At 72.1% G+C, this 24,142-nt stretch carries 21 protein-coding genes; 15 read left to right on the top strand and 6 right to left on the bottom strand.

Annotated features, from left to right (window positions below; translation table 11 throughout):
• Window positions 1–196 precede the first annotated feature (196 nt).
• From ACFVST_RS09135 to ACFVST_RS09100, 8 genes are all read left to right on the top strand, one after another.
• Window positions 197–721: a hypothetical protein gene (locus ACFVST_RS09135; protein WP_390148389.1), complete on the top strand. Its 525-nt coding sequence runs from the start codon at window positions 197–199 to the stop codon at window positions 719–721.
• A gap of 124 nt (window positions 722–845) precedes the next feature.
• Entirely contained in the window at window positions 846–1,757 is a 912-nt protein-coding gene (locus ACFVST_RS09130) for a TatD family hydrolase (protein WP_390148387.1), read from the top strand.
• A gap of 3 nt (window positions 1,758–1,760) precedes the next feature.
• A complete protein-coding gene (rsmA, locus tag ACFVST_RS09125; protein ID WP_390148385.1) occupies window positions 1,761–2,723 on the top strand; it encodes a 16S rRNA (adenine(1518)-N(6)/adenine(1519)-N(6))-dimethyltransferase RsmA in 963 nt (320 codons plus the stop codon).
• Window positions 2,720–3,643: a 4-(cytidine 5'-diphospho)-2-C-methyl-D-erythritol kinase gene (locus ACFVST_RS09120; RefSeq protein ID WP_390148383.1), complete on the top strand. Its 924-nt coding sequence runs from the start codon at window positions 2,720–2,722 to the stop codon at window positions 3,641–3,643. The genes rsmA and ACFVST_RS09120 overlap by 4 nt, the downstream gene beginning before the upstream one ends.
• Before the next feature lie 37 nt (window positions 3,644–3,680).
• Window positions 3,681–5,501 carry an ABC-F family ATP-binding cassette domain-containing protein gene (locus ACFVST_RS09115; RefSeq protein ID WP_390148381.1) on the top strand — a complete coding sequence of 607 codons (1,821 nt, stop codon included), beginning with the start codon at window positions 3,681–3,683 and terminating at the stop codon, window positions 5,499–5,501.
• Window positions 5,502–5,741: 240 nt separating this feature from the next.
• The gene (locus tag ACFVST_RS09110; protein WP_390148379.1) at window positions 5,742–7,526 is read left to right on the top strand and encodes a PQQ-binding-like beta-propeller repeat protein; all 1,785 of its coding nucleotides are present in this window, start codon (window positions 5,742–5,744) and stop codon (window positions 7,524–7,526) included.
• 46 nt (window positions 7,527–7,572) lie between these two features.
• Window positions 7,573–9,426 (top strand): PQQ-binding-like beta-propeller repeat protein, encoded by a 1,854-nt coding sequence (locus tag ACFVST_RS09105; RefSeq protein WP_390148377.1) that lies wholly within the window; start codon window positions 7,573–7,575, stop codon window positions 9,424–9,426.
• 188 nt (window positions 9,427–9,614) lie between these two features.
• The gene (locus ACFVST_RS09100; protein ID WP_390148375.1) at window positions 9,615–10,289 is read left to right on the top strand and encodes a LuxR C-terminal-related transcriptional regulator; all 675 of its coding nucleotides are present in this window, start codon (window positions 9,615–9,617) and stop codon (window positions 10,287–10,289) included.
• Here the strand turns inward: ACFVST_RS09100 and ACFVST_RS09095 are convergent.
• Window positions 10,286–10,603, bottom strand: a complete 318-nt coding sequence (locus ACFVST_RS09095; RefSeq protein ID WP_390148373.1) for a hypothetical protein — start codon at window positions 10,601–10,603, stop codon at window positions 10,286–10,288. The two genes, ACFVST_RS09100 and ACFVST_RS09095, sit on opposite strands and share 4 nt — an antisense overlap.
• A 19-nt stretch (window positions 10,604–10,622) precedes the next feature.
• Window positions 10,623–12,293, bottom strand: a complete 1,671-nt coding sequence (locus tag ACFVST_RS09090) for a sodium:solute symporter family protein (protein WP_390148371.1) — start codon at window positions 12,291–12,293, stop codon at window positions 10,623–10,625.
• A 263-nt stretch (window positions 12,294–12,556) separates the two neighbouring features.
• Between ACFVST_RS09090 and galT the strand changes: the two genes are divergently transcribed.
• Genes galT through galK form a run of 3 tightly spaced genes read left to right on the top strand, consistent with a single transcriptional unit; the run spans window position 12,557 to window position 15,785 of the window.
• Window positions 12,557–13,651, top strand: a complete 1,095-nt coding sequence (gene galT / locus ACFVST_RS09085) for a galactose-1-phosphate uridylyltransferase (RefSeq protein ID WP_390148369.1) — start codon at window positions 12,557–12,559, stop codon at window positions 13,649–13,651.
• On the top strand, window positions 13,651–14,622 hold the full coding sequence (gene galE / locus ACFVST_RS09080) for a UDP-glucose 4-epimerase GalE (RefSeq protein WP_390148367.1): 972 nt from the start codon (window positions 13,651–13,653) through the stop codon (window positions 14,620–14,622). The genes galT and galE overlap by 1 nt, the downstream gene beginning before the upstream one ends.
• Window positions 14,619–15,785, top strand: coding sequence for a galactokinase (gene galK, locus ACFVST_RS09075; protein WP_390148365.1), 1,167 nt, complete (start codon window positions 14,619–14,621; stop codon window positions 15,783–15,785). The genes galE and galK overlap by 4 nt, the downstream gene beginning before the upstream one ends.
• On the opposite strand, the gene ACFVST_RS09070 is transcribed toward galK, so the two are convergent.
• Window positions 15,766–16,242: a GNAT family N-acetyltransferase gene (locus tag ACFVST_RS09070; protein ID WP_390148363.1), complete on the bottom strand. Its 477-nt coding sequence runs from the start codon at window positions 16,240–16,242 to the stop codon at window positions 15,766–15,768. The two genes, galK and ACFVST_RS09070, sit on opposite strands and share 20 nt — an antisense overlap.
• Window positions 16,243–16,494: 252 nt before the next feature.
• On the opposite strand from ACFVST_RS09070, the gene ACFVST_RS09065 reads away from it, so the two are divergent.
• Entirely contained in the window at window positions 16,495–17,229 is a 735-nt protein-coding gene (locus tag ACFVST_RS09065; protein WP_390148362.1) for a LuxR C-terminal-related transcriptional regulator, read from the top strand.
• Window positions 17,230–17,247: 18 nt separating this feature from the next.
• Here the strand turns inward: ACFVST_RS09065 and ACFVST_RS09060 are convergent, their stop codons facing one another.
• Window positions 17,248–17,745 carry a MarR family winged helix-turn-helix transcriptional regulator gene (locus ACFVST_RS09060; RefSeq protein WP_390148360.1) on the bottom strand — a complete coding sequence of 166 codons (498 nt, stop codon included), beginning with the start codon at window positions 17,743–17,745 and terminating at the stop codon, window positions 17,248–17,250.
• Window positions 17,746–17,984: 239 nt separating this feature from the next.
• Here ACFVST_RS09060 and ACFVST_RS09055 point away from each other — a divergent pair, with 239 nt between their 5' ends.
• Together ACFVST_RS09055 and ACFVST_RS09050 are read left to right on the top strand one after the other, a co-directional pair.
• Complete coding sequence (locus ACFVST_RS09055; RefSeq protein WP_390148358.1) at window positions 17,985–18,494, top strand: hypothetical protein; 510 nt, start codon at window positions 17,985–17,987, stop codon at window positions 18,492–18,494.
• Window positions 18,495–18,551: 57 nt separating this feature from the next.
• Window positions 18,552–19,415: a trans-aconitate 2-methyltransferase gene (locus ACFVST_RS09050; protein WP_390148356.1), complete on the top strand. Its 864-nt coding sequence runs from the start codon at window positions 18,552–18,554 to the stop codon at window positions 19,413–19,415.
• Between the two features lie 17 nt (window positions 19,416–19,432).
• On the opposite strand, the gene ACFVST_RS09045 is transcribed toward ACFVST_RS09050, so the two are convergent.
• Window positions 19,433–20,110 carry a TetR family transcriptional regulator gene (locus ACFVST_RS09045; protein ID WP_390148354.1) on the bottom strand — a complete coding sequence of 226 codons (678 nt, stop codon included), beginning with the start codon at window positions 20,108–20,110 and terminating at the stop codon, window positions 19,433–19,435.
• Window positions 20,107–21,090: an acyl-CoA desaturase gene (locus tag ACFVST_RS09040; RefSeq protein WP_390148352.1), complete on the bottom strand. Its 984-nt coding sequence runs from the start codon at window positions 21,088–21,090 to the stop codon at window positions 20,107–20,109. The genes ACFVST_RS09045 and ACFVST_RS09040 overlap by 4 nt, the downstream gene beginning before the upstream one ends.
• A gap of 298 nt (window positions 21,091–21,388) precedes the next feature.
• On the opposite strand from ACFVST_RS09040, the gene ppc reads away from it, so the two are divergent.
• Window positions 21,389–24,130: a phosphoenolpyruvate carboxylase gene (gene ppc, locus ACFVST_RS09035; protein ID WP_390148350.1), complete on the top strand. Its 2,742-nt coding sequence runs from the start codon at window positions 21,389–21,391 to the stop codon at window positions 24,128–24,130.
• The last annotated feature ends 12 nt before the right edge of the window (window positions 24,131–24,142 follow it).

The following is a 24,142-nucleotide window of genomic DNA, read 5'->3' as shown; positions in this document are numbered from 1 at the left end:
ATCGTGAAGGTAAAGGGTGGAGTGCGCACCCGGCCGTTTCCTCATGGACAGGGCAAATCGGGTCCAACAGTCGACAGGTCTGATGCGCACCCGCCGCCGGAGGCGTCCACTGGTCGAAGGGGGCGTGTCCGTCCCCTCACGCCGGGGCGTCTCACCGCCCTCGGGCGTGCTTGTCCGGCGGACAAGAGGAGCTGGCATGAGTGAGATCACCGGGACCGGCAGCGGCGCGCGGAGCGCCGCCGTCCACGAGTCGTACTCCTTCGCCTGTATGCGGTGCGGGCACGGCTGGGAGCAGTCGTACGAGATCCGGCACCGTACGGACGCGGACGGGGAGGAGTCCGTGGTGTACCTGGCAGACGGGAAGCAGGTGCCGTCCCCGCTCACCCGGCCGACCTGCCAGAACTGCGGCGGCCATGTGGTGCGGATCATGGGCGCCGGGCGGGTGTCCTCGGCCCGCAACTCGGCCTACTGGTCCGGCTCCGCCACCCGCTACGGCACCGACCCGGGCGGCTCGGGGCGGCGGCAGCGCCCGGCCAGCGGGATCGAGCCGGGGATCGCGGGGCCGGTCGGCTCGATGCCGTCCGACTGGTCCGGCGGTCCCACGCCCGCCGAGCTGATGGCGACCGGCTCGCAGCGCGTCGGCCCCGCGGAGCGCTCCGGCGACGGCCGCCACTGGCACCTGGCCGATCTGCTGCACCCCTTCCGCGGCCACAAGGACTGAGCGGCCACCAGGACTGAGCGGCCACAAGGACTGACGGGTCACCGAGTCCCCTCGACAGGCCCCCGCCCCGGCTGACGGCGACCGCCGGAGCGGGGGCCGGCAGCCGGCTCGTAGGATCGGTGGCATGTCCGCGAACGACCAGTCCAAGAAGGCCAAGTCCAGGAAGGCCGGGGACACTTCGCCGCCGCCCGCGCCGGAGCCGCTGCGGGTGCCGGTCGCCGACTCGCACACCCACCTCGACATGCAGTCCGCCACCGTCGGGGAGGCGCTCGCCGCGGCCGCCGCGGTCGGTGTCACCACCCTGGTGCAGGTCGGGTGCGATCTGGCCGGTTCCCGCTGGGCCGCCGAGACCGCCGCCGCCCATGAGGCCGTGCACGCAGCCGTGGCCCTGCATCCCAACGAGGCGCCGCGGATCGTGCACGGCGACCCCGACGGCTGGTCGCGGCAGGGGGCGCGGGCCGCGGGCGGGGGCGCCGCGCTGGACGAGGCGCTGGCCGAGATCGACCGGCTCGCCGCACTGCCCCAGGTCAAGGCCGTCGGCGAGACCGGACTCGACCACTTCCGCACCGGCCCCGAGGGCAAGGAAGCCCAGGAGCGCTCCTTCCGCGCCCATATCGAGATCGCCAAACGGCACGGCAAGGCCCTCGTCATCCACGACCGCGACGCCCACGCCGATGTGCTGCGCGTCCTCGCCGAGGAGGGCGGCCCGGAACGCACCGTCTTCCACTGCTTCTCCGGCGACGCCGAGATGGCCGAGGAGTGCGCCCGGCACGGCTGGTACCTGTCCTTCGCCGGGACCGTCACCTTCAAGAACGCCCAGCCGTTGCGGGACGCCCTCGCGGTCACCCCGGCCGAGCTGCTGCTGGTGGAGACCGACGCCCCCTTCCTCACCCCGGCCCCGTACCGCGGCCGCCCCAACGCCTCCTATCTGATCCCGCTGACGGTGCGCGCGATGGCGGAGGTCAAGGGCCTCGGCGAGGACGATCTCGCCTCCGCCGTCGCCGCCAACACCGCCACCGCTTTCGCCTACTCTTAGGGCGTGAGTGCCACCCCCGACCCCTTGCTGGGCCCCGCCGACGTCCGCGAACTCGCCGCCGCCCTCGGGGTACGCCCCACCAAGCAGCGCGGGCAGAACTTCGTCATCGACGCCAACACCGTCCGCCGTATCGTGCGCGCCGCCGGGGTCCGCCCCGACGATGTGGTGGTGGAGGTGGGGCCGGGGCTCGGCTCGCTGACGCTGGCGCTGCTGGAGGCCGCGGACCGGGTCACCGCCGTCGAGATCGACGAGGTGCTGGCCGCTGCGCTGCCCGCGACCGTCGCCGCCCGGATGCCGGAGCGCGCCGACCGCTTCACCCTGGTCCACTCCGACGCGATGCGGGTCACCGAACTCCCCGGCCCCCCGCCCACCGCGCTCGTCGCCAATCTGCCGTACAACGTGGCGGTCCCGGTGCTGCTGCACATGCTGGAGGCGTTCCCGAGCGTCGAGCGGATCCTGGTGATGGTGCAGTCCGAGGTCGCCGACCGTCTCGCCGCCGCCCCCGGCTCCAAGGTGTACGGGGTGCCCTCGGTCAAGGCCAACTGGTACGCCGAGGTCCGGCGGGCGGGCGCGATCGGGCGGAACGTGTTCTGGCCCGCGCCCAATGTGGACAGCGGGCTGGTGTCCCTGGTGCGCCGCGAGGAACCGCTCGCCACCGGGGCGTCCCGGCGGGAGGTCTTCGCCGTGGTCGACGCGGCCTTCGCCCAGCGCCGCAAGACGCTGCGGGCCGCGCTGGCGGGCTGGGCCGGGTCGGCCGCCGCGGCGGAGGCGGCGCTGCGCGCGGCCGGGGTCTCCCCACAGGCCCGCGGCGAGTCCCTCACGGTGCACGAGTTCGCCCGTATCGCCGAGCGCCGCGATCTGCGCCCGCCGGACCTGGACCAGCCGGACCGGGACCAGGACCGGGACCAGCCGGACCGGGACGCGGCGGTCGTGCCGCACGGCGCGGAGCGGGAGGGCCGGGCGTGAGCACCCCCCAGCCCCGGGTCACGGTCCGGGTCCCGGCCAAGGTGAACGTGCAGCTCGCGGTGGGCCCGGCCCGCCCAGACGGCTTCCACGACCTGGCCAATGTCTTCCTTGCCGTGGGCCTCCACGACGAGGTCACCGCCACCCCCGCCGAGGAACTGCGCATCACCTGCGAGGGGCCCGGCGCCGACCAGGTGCCGCTGGACCGCGGCAATCTCGCGGCGAAGGCCGCCACCGCGCTGGCCGCGCTGCACGGCCGGTCCGACGCGGTCCATCTGCACATCGCCAAGAACATCCCGGTCGCGGGCGGCATGGCGGGCGGCAGTGCCGACGGCGCCGCCGCCCTGCTGGCCTGCGACCGCCTCTGGGGCACCGCCACCCCCCGTGCTCAACTCCTGGAGATCTGCGCGGAGTTGGGCAGCGACGTACCGTTCAGCCTGGTCGGTGGCGCCGCTCTGGGCACCGGGCGCGGTGAGCGGCTGGAGCCGCTGCCCGTGGGCGGCACCTTCCACTGGGTCTTCGCCCTCGCCGACGGCGGCCTCTCCACCCCGGCCGTCTTCCGCGAGTTCGACCGGCTGGCCGGGCCCGGCGTACCGGCGCCGACCGCCTCGCGGGCGCTGCTGGAGGCGCTGCGCGCCGGGGACGCCAAGGCGCTCGCCGCGGCCGCCTCCAACGACCTCCAGCCCGCGGCCCTCTCCCTCTTCCCGGCGCTCGCCGACACCTTCGCCGCGGGCACCGCCGCCGGTGCGCTCGCCGCCCTGGTCTCCGGCTCCGGGCCCACCACCGCCTTCCTCGCCGCCGACGAACCGGCCGCCCGCGCCGTCGCCGCCGCCCTCACCGCCTCCGGCACCTGCCGCACCGTCCACCGCACCACCTCACCGGCCCCGGGCGCCACCGTCACGGCCAGTACGCTGGGACGCTGATCGAACCGTTCCCCTCCCGTGCGTCAGGAGTCCTTTGGTGGCCGTCAATCTGGTCAACGTCGAGTCAGTCAGCAAGGTGTACGGCACCCGTGCGCTGCTCGACTCGGTGTCCCTCGGTGTTTCGGAAGGGGACCGGATCGGCGTCGTCGGGCGCAACGGCGACGGCAAGACCACCCTGATCCGGATGCTGGCCAAGCTGGAGGAGGCGGACAGCGGGCGGGTCACCCACAGCGGCGGGCTGCGCCTCGGCGTGCTCACCCAGCACGACTCGCTGGACCCGGCCGCCACCGTGCGGCACGAGGTGATCGGGGACCTCGCCGACCACGAGTGGGCCGGCGTCGCCAAGATCCGCGATGTGCTCACCGGGCTGTTCGGCGGGCTCGACCTGGCCGGGTTCCCCGAGGGCCTGGACACCGTGATCGGGCCGCTGTCCGGCGGGGAGCGGCGGCGTATCGCGCTGGCCAAGCTGCTCATCGCCGAGCCGGACCTGATCATCCTGGACGAGCCCACCAACCACCTCGACGTGGAGGGCATCTCCTGGCTGGCCGGGCATCTCGCGGCCCGCCGCAGCGCCCTGGTCTGCGTCACCCACGACCGCTGGTTCCTGGACCGGGTCTGCACCCGTATGTGGGACGTGCAGCGCGGCACGGTGCACGAGTACGAGGGCGGCTACTCCGACTACGTCTTCGCCCGCGCCGAACGGGAGCGGATCGCGGCCGGCGAGGAGGCCAAGCGGCAGAACCTCGTCCGCAAGGAGCTGGCCTGGCTGCGCCGCGGCGCCCCCGCCCGTACCTCCAAGCCCCGTTTCCGGGTGGAGGCGGCCAACGCGCTGATCCAGGACGTGCCGCCGCCCCGGGACAGCAGCGAGCTGATGCGCTTCGCCTCCGCCCGCCTCGGCAAGACCGTCTTCGACCTGGAGGACGTCACCGTCCACGCCGGGCCCAAGGAGCTGCTCACCCGGCAGACCTGGCAGCTCGGCCCCGGTGACCGGATCGGCCTGGTCGGGGTCAACGGCGCGGGCAAGACCTCCCTGCTGCGCGCCATGGAGCGGGCCGCCCGCACCGAGGGCGAGGAGCAGCCGGCCAGCGGACGGATCAAGGTGGGCCGTACGGTGAAGCTGGCGTACCTGTCCCAGGAGGTCGCCGAACTCGCCCCGGAACTGCGGGTGTTGGAGGCGGTGCAGCAGGTGCGGGAGCGGGTCGACCTGGGCCGGGGCCGGGAGATGACCGCGGGCCAGCTCTGCGAGACCTTCGGCTTCGGCAAGGAGAAGCAGTGGACGCCGGTCGGGGACCTGTCCGGCGGGGAGCGGCGCCGGCTCCAGTTGCTGCGGCTGCTGATGGACGAGCCCAACGTCCTCTTCATGGACGAGCCGACCAACGACCTCGACATCGAGACCCTCACCCAGCTTGAGGACCTGCTCGACAGCTGGCCCGGCACCCTGGTCGTGATCTCGCACGACCGCTTCTTCGTGGAGCGCACCACCGACCGGGTCTTCGCCCTGCTCGGCGACCGCGCCCTGCGGATGCTGCCGCGCGGTATCGACGAGTACCTGGAGCGGCGCCGCGCGATGGAGGAGGCCGCGGTGCCGGCCGCGCCGCAGCCGCCGAAGCAGCCCGCGCCGGAGCCGGGCCGCCGTACCGTCTCCGCGGCCGAGGCACGGGCCGCGAAGAAGGAGCTGCAGAAGATCGAGCGGCAGTTGGACCGGATCGAGGGGCAGGAGAAAACCCTGCACACCCAGATCGCGGAGAACGCGACAGACTTCGCGAAAGTGGCCGAACTGGACAGTTCTCTGCGTCAGTTGACCGGTGAGCGCGAGGAGTTGGAGATGCGCTGGCTGGAGCTGGCGGAGGAGGCGTGAAAGGCGCGTAACGGAGCCATCACGGGCCGGTCCTCCCTTGGGAACAGGACAGGGACCGATCAGGTGTGCTAGTGCGCCGGGGTGATAGAAAAGGCGAATCAAGGCCGCTCTGTGCGCTTCAGGGCTGCCGTCGACCAGTAGCTGTGCACGACCGGGGGCAGTTCCCCCGGCCCCCGGCCGAAAGGCGGCCGAGGCGGTGGTCGCGGCGAGGCGAGATCAGTGGAAGAGGGGGAAGCGCTGATGACTCAGCCGCCCAACCAGCCGCCGCAGGGCGGGTTCGGAGCACCGCAGGATCCCCGGCAGGGCGGTGCCCAGCAACCGCCGCCGCCCCCCGCGGGCCCACCGTCCCAGCCACCCACCCAGCCCGCGGGCCCCGGCTACGGCTACCCGCAGCAGCCCCCCACCCCGCAGCCCCAGCCCGGTTACGGCTATCCCGGCCAGCAGCCCACGGCCGGCAACCCGTACGCCCAGCCCACCCAGCCGGGGCAGCCCGGACCCTACGGGCAGCCGCAGCAGCCGGGCCCCTACGGGCAGCCGCAGTACGGCCAGCAGCCCGGGTACCCGGGAGCGCCCGGCGGACCGGGCGGCTCCGGCGGCGGCCCGTTCAAGGGGAAGACCGCCATGATCATCTGTGCCGCGGTGGCGGGGCTGCTGCTGATAGGCGGCGGAGTGTGGGCCTTCACCGGCAAGGACGACGACAAGAAGCCCGTCGCCGAGAAGAGCGACCCGCCCAAGCCCACCGGATCGGCCCCGGTCGACGAGGGCGACGGCAGTGGTGACGGCGGAGGCGGCAAGGAGGACCTCAACGCGGGCCGCAAGCCCGGCGAGGCGAAGGTCCTCTGGTTCAAGGAGGCGCCCCCGGTCCCCGGCAACGGCGGCGACGCCCCCGGTATGTGGATCACCGACAAGGTCGCCGCCAAGGCCGCCTTCAAGCAGATCGTCGGCTACGACATCGAGGGCGGCGCCCCGTCCTGGAAGACCATCACCTTCCCGCAGCCGATCTGCGCGGCCACCCGGGAGGCGTCCAGCGACCACAAGATCGTCGTCGCCTACAAGGAGGGCACCAAGGACACCGCGGCCTGCAACCAGATGGTGCAGATCGATCTGGAGACCGGCAAGAAGGGCTGGACCCAGACCGTCAAGGAGACCGGCCTCTTCGACAGCGCGCTCTCCCTCCAGCTCTCCATCGTCGGGGACAAGACGCTGATGGTGGGCCGCTCCCAGTCCGCCACCGCCTACAACTTCGCCGACGGCAAGAAGCTCTTCACCAAGAAGCACGAGGACGGCGCCTGCTTCCCCAGCGGCTTCGCCACCGGCGACAACCACCTCCTCTCCGTGCTGTCCTGCGCCGCAAGCAAGTCCAACGAACACGACGAGGTGCACGGCCTCGACCCGCGGACCGGCAGCGTCCAGTGGAAGAAGGCACTCCCCAAGGGCTGGCGCCTGGAGCGCGTCTACTCGGTGAACCCGGTCGTCCTCTACTCCACCAACGAGGACAAGAAGCAGTGGAACATCACCACGCTGAAGCCGGGCAGCAGCGCCACCCGCTCCGAGGTCAGCGTCGACGAGAAGTTCTCCCCCCAGTGCGGCTGGGCCGGCCTCAACCGTGACCTCCAGGGCTGCACCGGCGTGGTGGCCGACAACGACGCCCTCTACCTGCCGACCGAGACCAAGTCCGGCGCCAACGAGATCGTCGCCATCAGCCTCGCCACCGGCAAGGAGGCCTGGCGCGTCAAGGCCCCCGGTGACACCGCGATGCTGCCGATGAAGAGGGACGACAGCGGCGCCCTGATCGCCTACGCCCAGCCCACCTACGACAACGGTGGCGCCGTGCTCTCCATCCCGCTGACCGGCACCCACAAGCCGACCAAGCTGCTGCAGAACCCGGAGCACACCTCCTCAATCGAGAACGGCTTCTACTCGAAGGCGATCGACTGGGTCGACGGACGCTTCTACATCTCCACCAACCGACTCTCGGGCAGCGACAAGGCGCAGGAGAAGCTCATGATGGCGTTCGGCAAGTGACCGTCCCCGCCGCCCCAACCACCCCGCCAGCAGAGGTAGTTCCGCTATGAGTCAGCCGCCCCAGCCACCCAACCAGCCTCCGGGCCCGCCACCGCAGCCGCCGCAGCCCCCGGGGCAGCCGCCGCAGGACGCCTTCGGTGCGCCGCCGCAGGGTCCGCCGCCGGGCACCCCGCCGCCGCCGTCCGGCGGGCCCAGCCTGGACAAGCCGGCCGAGCCGGGCCCCGGTTACGGCTATCCGCAGCAGCCGCCCGCGGGGCAGCCCGGACCGCCGCCGCCCGGCCAGCCGCCGGCGCAGTCGCCCGGCGCGCCGACCGTGGTGGCCGGCCCCGGCTACGGCTACCCGCAGTCCGCCCCGCAGCCCGGCCCCCCGGCCCCGCCTCCCGGCGGCCACCAGCCTTACGGTCAGCCGGCGCCCGCCACGGTGCCGATGCCGGCCTCGGGCGGCGGCGGAGGGCTCGGCAAGACCGCCAAGACCCAGTTGGCGATCATCGTCTCCGCGGTGCTGGCCTGTGCGCTGATCATCGGCGGCGGCGTCTGGTACTCGCACTCCGACTCCGGATCCAAGCCGCAGGCGACCGGTAAGGACGGCAAGGACGGCAAGACGGAAGGCGGGGGGACGACGGGCGGCGGTGGCGGCAAGGAGAAGCCGCCGGCCGACCCGAGTTCGCAGGTCCTCTTCCAGTTGCCGATGCCGGCGGTCAAGGGCGACAGCTCCATCACCATCGACGGCTCCTGGCTGACCGACAAGGTGTACGCCAAGTCCGGCGTCGCGGAGATCGGCGGCTACGACCCGCAGACCGGCAAGAAGATCTGGACGATCAAGCTGCCCGGTCCGGTGTGCGCGGCCACGAACCACCTCACCGAGGACCACCGGACCGCGATCGCGTTCCAGCCCAAGATGCCCACCAAGGACGACCCGTACCTGGGGTGCAGCCAGGTCGCCGGAGTGGACCTGGACACCGGCAAGCTGCTGTGGACCAAGTCCACCAAGACCCAGGACCGCACCACCAACTTCGACGAGGTCACCATCGGCGGCGGCACTGTCGCGGCCGGCGGCAGCCTGGGCGGTGCCGGCTGGGACCTGGCCACCGGCAAGGTGCTCTGGCCCCCGAAGGTCACCGAGTGCTACGACCAGGGCTACGCCGGCGGCGGCAAGGGCCTGATCGCGATCCGCAAGTGCGGCCAGAGCGAGGACTCCCAGCTCACCGTGCAGAACATCGACCCCAAGTCGGGCAAGATCCTCTCCCAGTACAAGATGCCCGCCGGGATCGACTTCGCGCACGTCGTCTCCACCGATCCGCTGGTGGTCGCCGCCAAGGTGGGGGACACCACCAAGGACGGCAGCGGCATCTCGGACTACTTCTCCATCGACGTCAAGACCGGCAAGCTGCGGACGAAGATCACCGCCGAGGGCGACAAGTACGGCGGCAAGTGCGACGCCGTCAATGTGGAGGGGTGCCGGATGATCGCCGTCGGCGCCGACAAGCTGTTCCTGCCGACCGAACAGCACGAGGGCACCGGTGACTCCGTCGGCCAGACCAACGAGATCGTCTCCTTCGACCTGGGCACCGGCAAGCCCACCGGCCAGCGCTCCGACGCCGGCAACGGCTACCAGATCACCCCGCTGCGCATGGACGGCGGCAACCTGATCGCCTACAAGAAGCCCCCTTACGACAAGGGCGGCCAGATCGTCAGCATCAACGGGGACACCTACAAGGAGACCAAGCTGCTGGAGAACCCGGCGGACAACTCGGTCCGCTCCGTGGAGACCGACTTCCAGCCGGAGTTCGCCGAGATCCTCTACAGCGAGGGCCACCTCTACATGTCGGCGGTCTTCGCCAGGAAGCCCTACACGCCCGGCGACCGGCAGTACCTGGCGATCGGCTTCGGCACCAAGTAGCGCCCGCCGCAGCCCCGACGGCCCCGCCCCGGCCCACCCGCCGGCGCGGGGCCGTCGTGTGCCATCTCCCCCCGCGCATTGGCCCGTTGAGGCCGCGCGGCCCGCGGGGAGCGTGTAGTTTCCCGGAACGAGCCAAGGCCGCGCCGGTGCGCGGGGGACCGTAGCGGGACAGCGGGGGGCTGGTTCCAGTGGCAGTGCGGATCGTCGTGGTCGACGACCACCGGTTGCACGCGGAGGCGCTCGCCTCGGCGCTGAAGCTGCGCGGCCACCGGGTGCTGGCCGCGGCCGCGCCTACCGCGGGCGCCGCCGACCTGGTGGTGGCCCGCGCCCCCGAGGTGTGCCTCTTCGGTACGGCCACCCCGGGGCGCCCCGGCGTCTTCGACCCGGTGGCCCGGATCCGGGCCGAACGCCCCGGCACCGCCGTCGTGGTGCTGGGTCCGGTGCCGGCGCCGCGGGGCATCGCCGCGGCCTTCGCGGCGGGCGCCGGCGGCTATGTACGGCACGACGAGCGGGTCGACGGGGTGGAGCGGGCGCTGCTGCGGGCCCGCGCCGGGGAGGCGGCGGTGGCCCCGCAACTGCTGTGCGGCGCCTTCGCGGAACTCCTCGACCCGGCGGGGGAGCCCGACGACGAGGCGGGACGGCTGCTGTCCCGCCTCACCCCGCGGGAGGCGGAGGTGCTGCGCCGGCTCGCGGAGGGCGAGGGCACCCGGGGGATCGCCGCCGGAATGGGCATCGCACCGTCCACCGCCCGCACCCATGTGCAGCGGGTGCTGGTGAAACTGGAGGTCGGCTCCCGCCTGGAGGCAGCGGCACTCTCGGCCCGCACCGGCCTGTTGGACCGGGTACGCGCCGCCACGCGTTAGGCGTCGTCGGCGGGCGCGGCCGAAGTCGGCGTTGTGGGGCGGAGTTTGAGCCAGAGGAGGAAGAGGAGGCCGAGGGCGAGCATCCCCAGGCCGGTCCAGAGGTTGATGTTGATGTCCTGTGCCTTGCGCAGGTCCGCGTCGGAGGCGGTGAGGCCGGCGACGGTGACGATGACGCCGTAGACCACGAAGAGGCCGCCGATGATGCGCCGGATGTCGAAGAGGCGGGCCGCGGTCGCCGAGGCGCGTTCCAGCTCCTCGACCTCCTGCTGGTAGTCGGCGGGGCCGGCCGTGTGCTGGGGCTCTTGTTCGGGCATGGTGCGTTCCTCCGCGGGCTCAGAAGGAGAAGGGAATGTAGCAGACGGCGGCCAGGATCACCGCGCCCCAGCCGAGGAGCGCCGGCTTGCGGTACCAGACCTCGTCGCCCTCGGCGGGGAGTTCCTCCATGCCGGGCGACCGGGTGCCGTAGACGAGGCCGGCGAGGGACTCGGCGGACTTGGGCCGGGTGGCCAGGGAGACGGCGACCATCACCACGGCGCCGACCACGAAGGCGACGATGGAGGAGACGAAGTTGGCGCCCTGGTCGCTGGGGATGCCGATGACGCCCTGCTTGTAGAACCAGAAGTAGTTGACCATCGCGGCGACGGTGCCGGACAGCAGGCCCCAGAACCCGGCCGCGGCGGTGGTGCGCTTCCAGAACATTCCGATGATGAAGACCACGAAAAGCGGCACGTTGAAGAAGGAGAACAGGGTCTGGAGGTAGTTCATGATGTTGCTGAAGCTGGAGGCGATGAACGCCGTGCCCATGCCGATCAGCACCCCGACGGCGGTGACCACCCGCCCGGTCTTCAGGTAGTAGGCGTCCCCGCGGTCCTTCTTCAGGTAGGCGGCCCAGATGTCGTTGGTGAAGACGGTGTTGAAGGACGAGACATTGGCCGCCATACCGGCCATGAACGCGGCGAGCAGTCCGGTGACGGCGATACCGAGGACGCCGTTGGGCAGCAGGTCCCGCATCAGGACCGGGATGGCGTCGTTGTACTGGAGGCCGCTGCCCTTCTGCCCGATGGTCGGCTCCATGACGAGCGCGATCAGGCCGGGCACCACCACGACCATCGGTATCAGGATCTTGGGGAAGGCCGCGATCAGCGGGGTGCGCTGGGCGGCGGAGAGGTTCTTCGCGGAGAGGGCGCGCTGCACCTCGGCGAAGTTGGTCGTCCAGTAGCCGAAGCTCATCACGAAGCCGAGGCCGAGGACGATGGTGAGCCAGTTCGCGCCGAGCGGGTTCGCGGAGCCGATGCCGGTGCCGCCCCAGGCGCTCATGAAGTTGTCGCCGTGCGAGGCGCTCAGCTTGTCGGTGATGCCGCCCCAGCCGCCGACCCGCTTGAGGCCGACGACGGTGAGCGGGATCAGCGCGGCGAGGATCACGAAGAACTGGAGCACCTCGTTGTAGATCGCCGAGGAGAGCCCGCCGATGGTGATGTAGGCGAGCACGAAGACCCCGGCGACGACGATCGCCACCCACTGCGGCCAGCCGAGCAGCGCCTCCAGCACGATCGCCATCGCGTACAGGTTGACGCCCGCGATCAGTACCGAGGACACCGCGAAGATGATCGAGGAGAGCAGATGGGAGGAGGGCCCGAAGCGGTGCAGCAGGAACTCGGGGACCGAGCGGACCTTGGAGCCGTAGTAGAAGGGCATCATCACCAGGCCGAGGAAGACCATGGCGGGGATGGCGCCGATCCAGTACCAGTGCACCGTGTACGCCCCGTACTGCACGCCGTTGGCGGCCATGCCGAGGATCTCGGTGGCGCCGAGGTTGGCGGCGACGAAGGCGAGGCCGGTGACCCAGGCGGGCAGGGAGCGGCCGGAGAGGAAGAAGTCGAGGCTGGTGCGCACCGAGCGCCGGGCGGCGAAGCCGATGCCCAGCACCACGGCGAAGTAGATCGCCAGGATCGTGTAGTCGAGCCCGTTCGTGGGGAGCCGGAGCCCGTCGGCGAGATTCTGCATGGGGGAACTCGCTTCCTCGCAGCGAACTGAACGGACCGGAACCTACGCCTTTCTCTTCAAGATCTGAAGAGTTTTGTTGGTGTTCTTTGTTTGCTTGTGATCGGTGCTGGAGATCTGTCCCGGTTTGTCTCGACAATGCCTGTCGTGCGTGGGGGTGTTGGACGTAAACCCTGTGGCCGAAAACGTTGACGTGATTGTTGGCTCGTGCTTTGTTGTGTTTGCTTATGTTGGAGAGTGGTGTGTGGGGCACTGAGGAGCGCAGCGTGAAGAAGACCTCGACCCGGCTGGCGGACGGCCGCGAGCTCATCTACTACGACGCCCGCGAGGACACCGTGCGCACCGCCCCCGACCTGCGCCCCCTCGATCCGGCCGACCGCACCGCCACCGAGATCCGCCGCGACCCGCTGCTCGGCGACGCCGTCGCCGTCGCCGCCCACCGCCAGACCCGCACCTACCACCCCCCGGCCGGCGAGTGCCCCCTCTGCCCCTCCCGCGGCGGCCGCCTGAGCGAGATCCCCGACTCCTCCTACGAGGTCGCCGTCTTCGAGAACCGCTTCCCCTCCCTGGCCGGCGACTCGGGCCGCTGCGAGGTGGTCTGCTTCACCCCCGACCACGAGGCGTCCTTCGCCGACCTCACCGAGGCGCAGACCGCCCTGGTCCTCGACGCCTGGACCGACCGCACCGCGGAACTCGCCCAACTCCCCGCCGTCCGGCAGGTGTTCTGCTTCGAGAACCGCGGCGCCGAGATCGGCGTCACCCTCGGCCACCCCCACGGCCAGATCTACGGCTACCCCTTCACCACCCCCCGCACCGAGCTGATGCTGCGCTCGCTGGCCCGCCGCAAGGCCGGGACCGGGGCCAACCTCTTCGACGAGGTCCTCGCCCGGGAGGCCGCCGACGGCCGTCGTATCGTGCTGGACGCCGAGCACTGGGTGGCCTTCGTCCCGTACGCGGCGCACTGGCCCTACGAGGTCCACCTCTATCCGCGGCGCCGGGTGCCCGACCTGCGCGCGCTCGACGCGGCGGCACGCACCGAATTCCCCCAGGTCTATCTGGAACTCCTGCGGCGCTTCGACCGGATCTTCGACCCGGAGCCCGCCCGGCGCGGTGAGGACGTACGGCAGCCGCCCACGCCCTACATCTCCGCCTGGCACCAGGCCCCGTTCGGCACCCTGGCGGGGGCGGACCTCGCGGGCGTCGGACGGGACGAGTTCGCGCTCCACCTTGAGCTTTTCACCGTCCGACGGACTTCCGGCAAGCTGAAATTCCTCGCGGGTTCCGAATCCGGCATGAACGTGTTCATCAACGATGTGCCGCCGGAGGCCGCGGCCGAGCGACTGCGAGAGGTAGCGAGTTGATGCGAGCGAAGTACCTGGTCACCGGAGGCGCCGGCTATGTGGGCAGCGTCGTCGCCGCCCGTCTGCTGGCCGCCGGGCACGAGGTGACCGTCCTGGACGACCTCTCCACCGGCTTCCGCGAGGCGGTGCCCGCGGGCGCCGCCTTCGTGCGGGGCCGCGTCCAGGACGCCGCCCGCTGGCTCGACCCCTCCTACGCGGGCGTCCTGCACTTCGCCGCCTTCTCCCAGGTCGGCGAGTCCGTCCGACACCCCGAGAAATACTGGGAGAACAACCTCGGCGGCACCCTGGCGCTGCTCGCCGCGATGCGTGAGAGCGGCGTACGGACCCTGGTCTTCTCCTCCACCGCCGCGACCTACGGCGAACCGGTGCACACCCCCATCACCGAGTCCGACCCCACCGCCCCCACCAGCCCCTACGGCGCCTCCAAGCTCGCCGTGGACCACATGATCACCGGCGAGGCGGCCGCACACGGGCTGGGCGCCGTCTCACTGCGCTACTTCAATGTGGCCGGAGCCCACGGCGAGCAGGGCGAACGGCACGACCCCGAGTCCCACCTCATCCCGCTGGTCCTCCAAGTCGCCCAGGGACGCCGGGAGTTCATCTCCGTCTACGGCGAGGACTACCCGACGCCCGACGGCACCTGTGTCCGCGACTACATCCATGTCGCCGACCTCGCCGAGGCCCATCTGCTGGCGCTCGCCGCCGCCACCCCGGGCGAGCACCTCATCTGCAACCTGGGCAACGGCAACGGCTTTTCCGTCCGCGAGGTCATCGAGACCGCACGGAAGGTCACCGGGCACCCCGTCCCGGAGGTCGCCGCCCCCCGCCGCGACGGTGACCCGGCGGTCCTCGTCGCCTCCGCCGACACCGCCCGCGCCCGCCTCGGCTGGCGTCCCGCCCGCCCGGACCTCGCCGGGATCATCGCCGACGCCTGGGACTTCGCCCGGCGCCGTACCGGGGAGCGCCCATGACCTCCACCGAGGCGGTCACCGCGGGATTCCAGGAGCTGTACGGCGCCGTCCCGGACGGGGTGTGGGCCGCGCCCGGCCGGGTCAACCTCATCGGCGAGTACACCGACTTCAACGAGGGCTTCGTACTGCCGCTGGCGCTGCCGCACACCGCGCTCGCCGCGGTCCGCCGCCGCGACGACGACGTGCTCAGGCTGTACTCGGCGGACCTCGGCGCACCCCAAGTCGAGTTGCGCACCGAGGAGTTGGCGCCGCGCGGCGACGGAGGCTGGGCCGCCTACCCGGCCGGGGTGGTGTGGGCGCTGCGCCAGGCCGGGCACCCGGTGCGCGGCGCCGACCTGTATCTGACCTCGACGGTGCCCACCGGCGCCGGGCTGTCCTCGTCCGCCGCCCTCGAAGTGGTCACCGCCCTTGCCCTCAACGACCTGTACGCACTCGGCCTCACCCGCCCCGAGCTGGCCCGCCTCGCCCAGCGCGCCGAGAACGACTTCGTCGGGGTGCCGTGCGGAGTGATGGACCAGATGGCGTCCGCCTGCTGCACCCCGGGCCACGCCCTGCACCTGGACTGCCGCGACCTGTCGCAGCGCCAGGTGCCGTTCGACCCGGCGGCCCACGGGCTGCGGCTGCTGGTCGTCGACACCCGCGTCCGGCACGCCCTCGGCGACGGCGCCTACGCGGAGCGGCGGGCCGGCTGCGAGGAGGGCGCCCGCCGCCTCGGCCTCTCCCACCTACGGGACCTGCCGTACCCCGAACTCGACGCGGCGCTCACCACCCTGGGCGACGAACGGCTGCGGCGCTATGTGCGGCATGTGGTGAGCGACGACCACCGGGTACGGCAGGTCATCGCACGGCTCGACGCGGGCGACGTCCGCGGCATCGGCCCCCTCCTCCTCGCGGGGCACCGCTCCCTCCGCTACGAACTACGCATCTCCTGCCCCGAGTTGGACCTGGTGGTGGACACCGCGCGGGCCGCCGGGGCGCTCGGTGCCCGGATGACCGGCGGCGGCTTCGGCGGCTCGGCGATCGTCCTGGCCGAGGAGGGCGCCGCGGACACCGTCGCCGGGGCGGTGCGCACCGCGTTCGCGGCGGCCGGGCACACCGCGCCCCGGATCTTCACCGCCGTCCCCTCCGCGGGCGCCCGCCGCCTCACCGCCCCAACCGCTTGACCAGGGTGTATTCCGTGACGCCCGGCGGATAGTCGGGCAGCTCGCACACCACCCGGTAGCCGAAGCGGCGGTAGAAGCCCGGCGCCTGGAAGTCCCAGGTCCACACCCGGGCGCTGCCGCAGCCGCGCTCCACCGCCTCCGCCTCGGCCCGCGCCAGCAGTTGCGCGCCGAGCCCGGTACCGCGGTGCTTCTCGGCCACCCACAGCAGATCAAGGTGCAGCCACCGGGCCCAGATGTGCGCGTCCAGCCCCGCGACCAGCTCCCCCGACCCGTCCAGCGCCCAGATCTGCAAGGGCGCTTCCTCCCCCTCGGGCGTACCGCGCAGGCCCCGCAGCACCGGTGAGGCCTGCGTGTTGGCCTCCCGCAACTTGGCCCGCAGCCCGTCCCGCCGCACCCGTACGTGCTTCTCGTCCTCGTCCGGATGCCCGACGCCGATCTCGATCCCACTCTGTGTCATGGACCGACCCTAGGGGTGCGGGCTCCCGCGAGTTCGGGAATTTCGGCGTGGGGCGGGCGGGGCGATCGTAAGCTGAGGGGCAGCGCCGGTGGGGGCCGGCGTCGATCAGGGGGCTAGGCCGACACGGCCCAGAGAGTCGGGTACGGCGTCCGCGCCGGTGCCGACCGGTCCGGTGCGGCGTACCGCGCCCCGGATCGCGGCACCCGGGCCGCCGTGTCCGTCGTCACGCCCCCCGGGCCTGGGGGAGTTCACATGGCGCGTATCCGTGTCCTGGTCGTCGACGACCACCGTGTTTTCGCCGAGTCACTGGCCGCCGCGCTGGCCGCGGAGTCCGATGTGGAGGTGGCCGCCGCGGGCAGCGCCCCGGTCGCGCTGCGGCGCCTGGAGCGGGCCGCGGCGGAGGGCCGCCCCTTCGATGTGCTGCTGGTCGACGCGGACCTCGGCGGCCCCCCACCGCCCGCCGGACCCCCGCCGCAGCCCGACCCGGGCACCTCCGGCGGCGGTACGGCGCTGGTGGCGGCGGCGCACGCGGCCCGCCCCGGGACGCGCTGCGTGGTCCTCGCCGAGTGCGACGACGCACCGCGGGCCACGGCCGCCCTGGCCGCGGGCGCCTGCGGCTGGGTGGCCAAGGACTGCTCCCTGTCCCGGCTGCTGGCGGTGGTACGCGGCGTCCTGCGGGACGAGACCCATCTGTCGCCCACGCTGCTGACCGGCGTACTGCGGGAGTTGACCGCGGCCCGGCGGCACCGCAGCGAGAGCGAGCACCTGGTGGCCTCGCTCACCCCGCGGGAGCGGGAGGTGCTGCGCTGCATGGTGGCGGGCCTGGGCCGCAAGGCGGTGGCGGAACGCCTCTTCCTGTCCCCGCACACCGTCCGCACCCATATGCAGAACGTGCTGGGCAAGCTGGGGGTGCACTCGACGCTGGCGGCCGTCGCGCTGGCCCGGCGCGCCGGGGTGGGACCGGCCGACCCGGAGCCCGCGAGCTGAACGCGGCGAACGGGCCGGTCAGCCGGGGATGTTGTCGAACGGGGCGGTCAACTGCCGCAGCAGGTCGGCGAGTTCACCCCGCTGATGGCGGGACAGCTCGGCCAGCAGGGCCCGCTCCTGCTCCAGCAGCCCGGCCAGCGCCTGGTCCGCGCGGTCCTGCCCGTCCTGGGTGAGCCGCACCAGCACCCCGCGCCGGTCACTGGGATCGGGCAGCCGCTCCACCAGCCCCTTCTTGGCGAGCCGGTCGATACGGTTGGTCATGGTGCCGGAGGTGACCAGGGTCTGGGTGAGCAACTGCCCGGGCGACAACTGGTACGGGGCGCCCGCCCGCCGCAGCGAGGTGAGGACGTCGAACTCCCAGGGCTCCAGGCCGTGCTCGGCGAAGGCGAGACGGCGGGCGCGGTCCAGATGGCGGGCGAGCCGGCTGACCCGGCTGAGCACCTCAAGCGGCTCGACGTCGAGGTCGGGGCGCTCCCGGCGCCATGCTGCGACCAGCCGATCGACCTCGTCCTCCATGGCGGCAAGTGTAGAGGGTGCTTCGAGCTGAAGTCTCTTGATATGCGCTTTCTTGGCCTGCGCACTCTCGACATGGATCTTCTTTGCGGGAAAGAGTTTCAGGTAGCTCAAGCGTCTTGACGGGGTCACGAGAGGCCCCAAGAATGATCTCTTCTGGATGCCCGGCCGCACCGCTCGACCTTCCCGCCCGGCGTCCGCTGACAGGCCGCACACACGGCCGCGACCCGGTGGGGGGACCGATGGTCAGGGAAGCCGAGCGCGCGCTGGGCGCGTTCATCAGCAACCATCCGACGGACAACAGCCGACGTGGGCGCGTCGGCCTGATCGGGCTGCTCGTCGGCCTGGGATTCACGGCGGTCGCGGTCCCCGCGACCATCGAGATGTTCTCCGAGGGCGTCAACGCATCGAAGTTCGTGGGGCTGCTGTGGGGCGGCGCGCTCCTCGGCCTCACCGGCGGCATCACCAACGGCCTGAAGAGCCTCAAACGGCACGGCGAGGTCTTCGCGCTGCGCGAGCAGGGGCTCGTCTACAAGCGGACCGGGGAGACCCGGATCCTGCCCTGGACGGAGATCCGCAGCGTCGTGGACCGTGGGCAGGACAACCCGGTGAGCCGGTCGATGGGCTGGGACACCCATCTGGTCATCCGCCCCCGGCAGGGCGGCAAACTGGTCCTGTCCGGCTTCACCGAGAACGCCGCCGCACTGAGCACGGCGATCCGCGCCTCCGTGGACACGGCCGCCAACTCTTAGGCGGCCCGGCCTCGGTGGGGCAGCGGAACGCCGGCCGACGAAGGAGGCCGTACCGCCATGACCGTCCGCCCCACCTGGGACCCGGCCCAGTATCTGCGGCACGCCGACCACCGCTCCCGGCCCTTCGGTGAGCTGCTGGCCCGGCTGCCCGAGCCGCCGCCCCGGCCCACCGGACGTATCGCCGATCTGGGCTGCGGCCCCGGACATCTCACCGCGCTGCTCGCCGCACACCGCCCCGGCAGCCGCGTCACCGGCCTCGACAACTCCCCGGAGATGCTGGCCCGTGCCCGCCGCGACCACGCCGGCCCCACCGGAAGCGGCGGCCGCGTCGACTTCGCCCTCGCCGACGCCCGTACCTGGACCCCGCAGGAGCCGTACGACCTGATCGTGTCCAACGCCGCGCTCCAGTGGGTGCCCGGGCACGCGGACGCCTTCGCCGGCTGGCTCGACGGGCTCACCCCGGGCGGCGTCCTCGCCTTCCAGGTGCCGGGGAACTTCGACGCGCCCAGTCACACCCTGATGCGGGACCTCGCCGCCGAACCGCGCTGGCGGGACCGCCTCGGCGGGGTGCTGCGGCACGCGGACGCCGTCCTGGAACCGGCCGCCTATCTCGACCGCCTCACCTCGCTCGGCGCCGAGGCCGACGTCTGGGAGACGACCTATCTGCATCTGCTGCCCGGCGAGGACCCGGTGCTGGACTGGCTCAAGGGCACCGGGCTGCGGCCGGTGCTCACCGCTCTCGCCGACGACCCGGCGGCCGCGGACACCTTCACCCGCGAGTACCGCGACCTGCTCCGCACCGCCTACCCGCGCACGGGACACGGCACCGTCTTCCCGTTCCGCCGGATCTTCGCGGTGGCCCGGCGACCCGCCGCCGAGCGGAGGCCGACGGCTGATCGACGCCGCCGACCAGGGTCCTGAACCGCGGCCCGGCCGGGTCAGATTTTGCGGTGGCCGACCAGACGGGGCCTGGCCTCCAGGCCGTCCAGGCCGTGCCAGGCCAGATTCACCAGATGGGCGGCGACCTCCGACTTCTCCGGCCGCCGCACGTCCAGCCACCACTGCCCGGTCAGCGCCACCATCCCCACCAGCGCCTGCGCGTACAGCGGCGCCAGCTTGGGGTCGAACCCCCGGCTCTTGAACTCGCGGCCGAGGATGTCCTCGACCTGGGTGGCGATGTCCGAGATCAGGGAGGCGAAGTTGCCGGTGGAATGCGGGATCGGGGAGTCCCGCACCAGGATGCGGAACCCGTCCGTGTACTCGTCGATGTAGTCCAGCAGCGCGAACGCGGCCTGCTCGCACAGCTCCCGAGGATGGCCCGCCGTCAGCGAACTCGTCACCATGTCCAGCAGCCGCCGCATCTCCCGGTCCACGACCACCGCGTACAGGCCCTCCTTGCCGCCGAAGTGCTCGTACACCACGGGCTTGGAGACGCCGGCCTTGGCGGCGATCTCCTCCACCGAGGTGCCCTCGAAGCCCCGCTCGGCGAAAAGGGTGCGGCCGATCTCCAGCAGTTGCTCGCGCCGCTCGGCGCCCGTCATCCGGGTACGGCGGGCGCGCCGCTGCTTGCGGGCGGGGGTGCTGGAGCTGGGGTCGGTCGCCACGGCGTCCATCATGCCGGGTCGGTGACCTGCGGCTTACGGCGGGCGTCGATCCGCTGCCGCGAGGGCCAGCGCACGTCGTACGCCCAGCCCAGCTTCTCGAAGATGCGGATGAAGCGGGCCGAGGAGTCGATCTGCCCGCGCATCACGCCGTGCCGGGCGGACGTCGGGTCGGCGTGGTGCAGGTTGTGCCAGGACTCGCCGCAGGACAGCACGGCCAGCCACCACACATTGCCGGAACGGTCCCGCGACTTGAACGGCCGCTTGCCGACCGCGTGGCAGATCGAGTTGATGGACCAGGTGACGTGGTGCAGCAGCGCCACCCGCACCAGCGACGCCCAGAAGAACGCGGTGAACGCGCCCCACCACGACCAGGTGGCGAGCCCGCCGATGAGCGGCGGCAGCAGCAGCGACACCGCCGTCCACAGCACGAACTGCCGGGACACCGCCCGCAGCGCCGGGTCCTTGACCAGGTCCGGGGCGTACTTCTCCTGCGGTGTCTGCTCCTCGTCGAACATCCACCCGATGTGCGCCCACCACAGGCCCTTCAGCAGGGCGGGCACCGTCTCGCCGTAGCGCCACGGGGAGTGCGGGTCGCCCTCCGCGTCGGAGAACTTGTGGTGCCGGCGGTGGTCCGCCACCCAGCGCACCAGCGGCCCCTCCACGGCCATCGAACCGGCGATGGCCAGCGCGATCTTCAACGGCCGCTTCGCCTTGAACGAGCCATGGGTGAAGTGCCGGTGGAAGCCGACGGTGATGCCATGGCACCCCAGGAAGTAGAAGAAGACCATCAGGCCCAGATCCAGCCAGCTCACCCCCCAGCCCCAGGCCAGCGGAACCGCGGCCAGCAGGCCGAGGAACGGGAGGACGATGAACAGCAGCAGCGAGATCTGCTCGACCGACCGTTTCTTCTCACCGCCCAGCGTCGCGGACGGCAGCGGCGCGCTCACCGGAGGCGGTGACGGCTCTTCGATGACATCGGAACTCGTACTCATGGGCAGCCTCTGGGGGGTCGAGGGTGGTGGCGGATGGCAGGCCCGGACACCTACGGTCCCGTAACCTACGGCAACGTAAGTATGGCAGCGCACAGCCCGGCGGCAAGAGCCCCTGGGCCGCGCCTCCCGGATGACACCTATCCTTGGTGTCGGTCGGACAGCGTGGTCCGCTGTGATTCCTGCCCGGATCCAGGCGCCGTCAGCCGCACGCCTCACCGGAACCGGGACTCACTCCAGACGCGCCCGCTCCCCGCGGAGCCGTGGCGCGACGCACCTCCCACTGCAAGGAGCCGCACCTGTGAGCAGTGCAGACGACCACGGCCGCCAGGCCACGACAGGCAACGCCGAACTCCGCGCCGACATCCGCCGACTGGGCGACCTCCTCGGCGAGGCCCTGGTACGGCAGGAGGGTGCCGAACTCCTCGACCTGGTCGAGAAGGTCCGCCGGCTCACCCGCGAGGACGGCGAGGCCGCGGCCCGCCTCCTCGGCGGCACCGAACTGGAGACCGCCGCCAAGCTGGTGCGGGCCTTCTCCACCTACTTCCATCTGGCCAACGTCACCGAACAGGTGCACCGTGGCCGGGAGTTGAGGGCCCGCCGCGCCGCCGAGGGCGGCCTCCTCGCCCGCACCGCGGACCGCCTCAAGGACGCCGACCCCGAGCACCTCGCCCAGACCGTCCGCCACCTCAATGTGCGGCCCGTCTTCACCGCGCACCCCACCGAGGCCGCCCGCCGCTCCGTCCTCGGCAAGCTGCGCCGTATCGCGGAACTCCTCGAAACGCCGGTCATCGAGTCCGACCGCCGCCGCTACGACGTCCGCCTCGCCGAGAACATCGACCTGGTGTGGCAGACCGACGAGCTGCGCGTGGTCCGCCCGGAACCGGCCGACGAGGCCCGCAACGCCATCTACTACCTGGACGAACTGCACGCCGGCGCCGTCGGCGACGTACTGGAGGACCTCACCGCGGAACTGGAGCGCGCCGGGGTCCGCCTGCCCGACGACTCCCGGCCCCTCACCTTCGGCACCTGGATCGGCGGCGACCGCGACGGCAACCCCAACGTCACCCCCGACGTCACCTGGGACGTGCTGATCCTCCAGCACGAGCACGGCATCAACGACGCCCTGGAACTCATCGACGAGCTGCGCGGCTTCCTCTCCAACTCCATCCGCTACACCGGCGCCACCGAGGAACTCCTCGTCTCCCTCCGCAACGACCTGGACGCGCTGCCCGAGATCAGCCCCCGCTACAAGCGCCTCAACTCCGAGGAGCCGTACCGGCTGAAGGCCACCTGCATCCGGCAGAAGCTGGAGAACACCAAGGAGCGCCTCGCCAAGGGCACCAAGCACCAGGACGGCCGCGACTACCTGGGCACCGCGGAACTGCTGCACGACCTCACCCTCATCCAGACCTCGCTGCGCGAGCACCGCGGCGCCCTCTTCGCCGACGGCCGGATGAACCGCACCATCCGCACCCTGGGCGCCTTCGGCCTCCAACTCGCCACCATGGACGTCCGGGAGCACGCCGACGCCCACCACCACGCCCTCGGCCAGCTCTTCGACCGGCTCGGCGAGGAGTCCTGGCGCTACGCCGACATGCCGCGCGAGTACCGCAGCAAGCTCCTCGCGAAGGAGCTGCGGTCCCGCCGCCCGCTGGCGCCCAGCCCGGCGCCGCTGGACGCGGCCGGCCGCAAGACCCTCGGCGTCTTCCACACCGTCAAGAAGGCCCTGGACGTCTTCGGGCCCGAGGTCATCGAGTCGTACATCATCTCCATGTGCCAGGGCGCGGACGATGTGTTCGCCGCCGCGGTGCTGGCCCGTGAGGCGGGGTTGCTCGATCTGCACGCCGGGTGGGCCGAGATCGGCATCGTGCCGCTGCTGGAGACCACCGACGAACTGCGCGCCGCCGACGTCATCCTGGACGAGATGCTCGCCGACCCCTCCTACCGGCGGCTGGTCGCACTCCGCGGCGACGTCCAGGAGGTCATGCTCGGCTACTCCGACTCCTCGAAGTTCGGCGGGATCACCACCAGCCAGTGGGAGATCCACCGCGCCCAGCGCCGGCTGCGCGACGTCGCCCACCGCTACGGGGTGCGGCTGCGTCTCTTCCACGGCCGCGGCGGCACCGTCGGCCGCGGCGGCGGCCCCTCCCACGACGCGATCCTCGCCCAGCCCTGGGGCACCCTGGAGGGCGAGATCAAGGTTACCGAGCAGGGTGAGGTCATCTCCGACAAGTACCTGGTGCCTTCGCTGGCCCGGGAGAACCTCGAACTGACCGTCGCCGCCACCCTCCAGGCGTCCGCCCTGCACACCGCGCCCCGCCAGTCCGGGGAGGCCCTGGCCCGCTGGGACGCCGCGATGGATCTGGTGTCCGACGCCGCGCACGCCGCGTACCGGAGCCTGGTCGAGGACCCGGATCTGCCGGCGTACTTCTTCGCGTCCACGCCCGTCGACCAGCTCGCCGATCTGCATCTGGGCTCCCGGCCGTCCCGCCGGCCGGACTCGGGGGCCGGTCTGGACGGGCTGCGCGCCATCCCGTGGGTGTTCGGCTGGACCCAGTCGCGGCAGATCGTGCCCGGCTGGTTCGGGGTGGGCTCGGGCCTGAAGGCGCTGCGTGAGGCGGGGCTCGACGGGGTCCTCAGCGAGATGCAGGAGCACTGGCACTTCTTCCGCAACTTCGTCTCCAACGTGGAGATGACCCTTGCCAAGACCGATCTGCGGATCGCCCGCCACTATGTCGACACCCTGGTACCGGACGAGTTGAAGCACATCTTCCGCACCATCGAGGAGGAGCACGCGCTCACCGTCAGCGAGGTGCTGCGTATCACCGGCGGTGAGCGACTGCTCGACACCCAGCCGGTGTTGCAGCAGACCTTCGCCATCCGCGACGCCTATCTCGACCCGATCTCCTACCTCCAGGTCGCCCTGCTGAAGCGGCAGCGCGACGCGGCCGCCGCCGGCGAGGGCGCCGACCCGCTGCTGAGCCGCGCCCTGCTGCTCACCGTCAACGGCGTCGCCGCCGGCCTCCGCAACACCGGCTGACCCCGCCGACAC

Source organism: Streptomyces sp. NPDC058045 (genome assembly GCF_042885635.1).
GTDB lineage: Bacteria > Actinomycetota > Actinomycetes > Streptomycetales > Streptomycetaceae > Streptomyces.
This window is presented reverse-complemented; position numbering and strand designations above follow the sequence as displayed.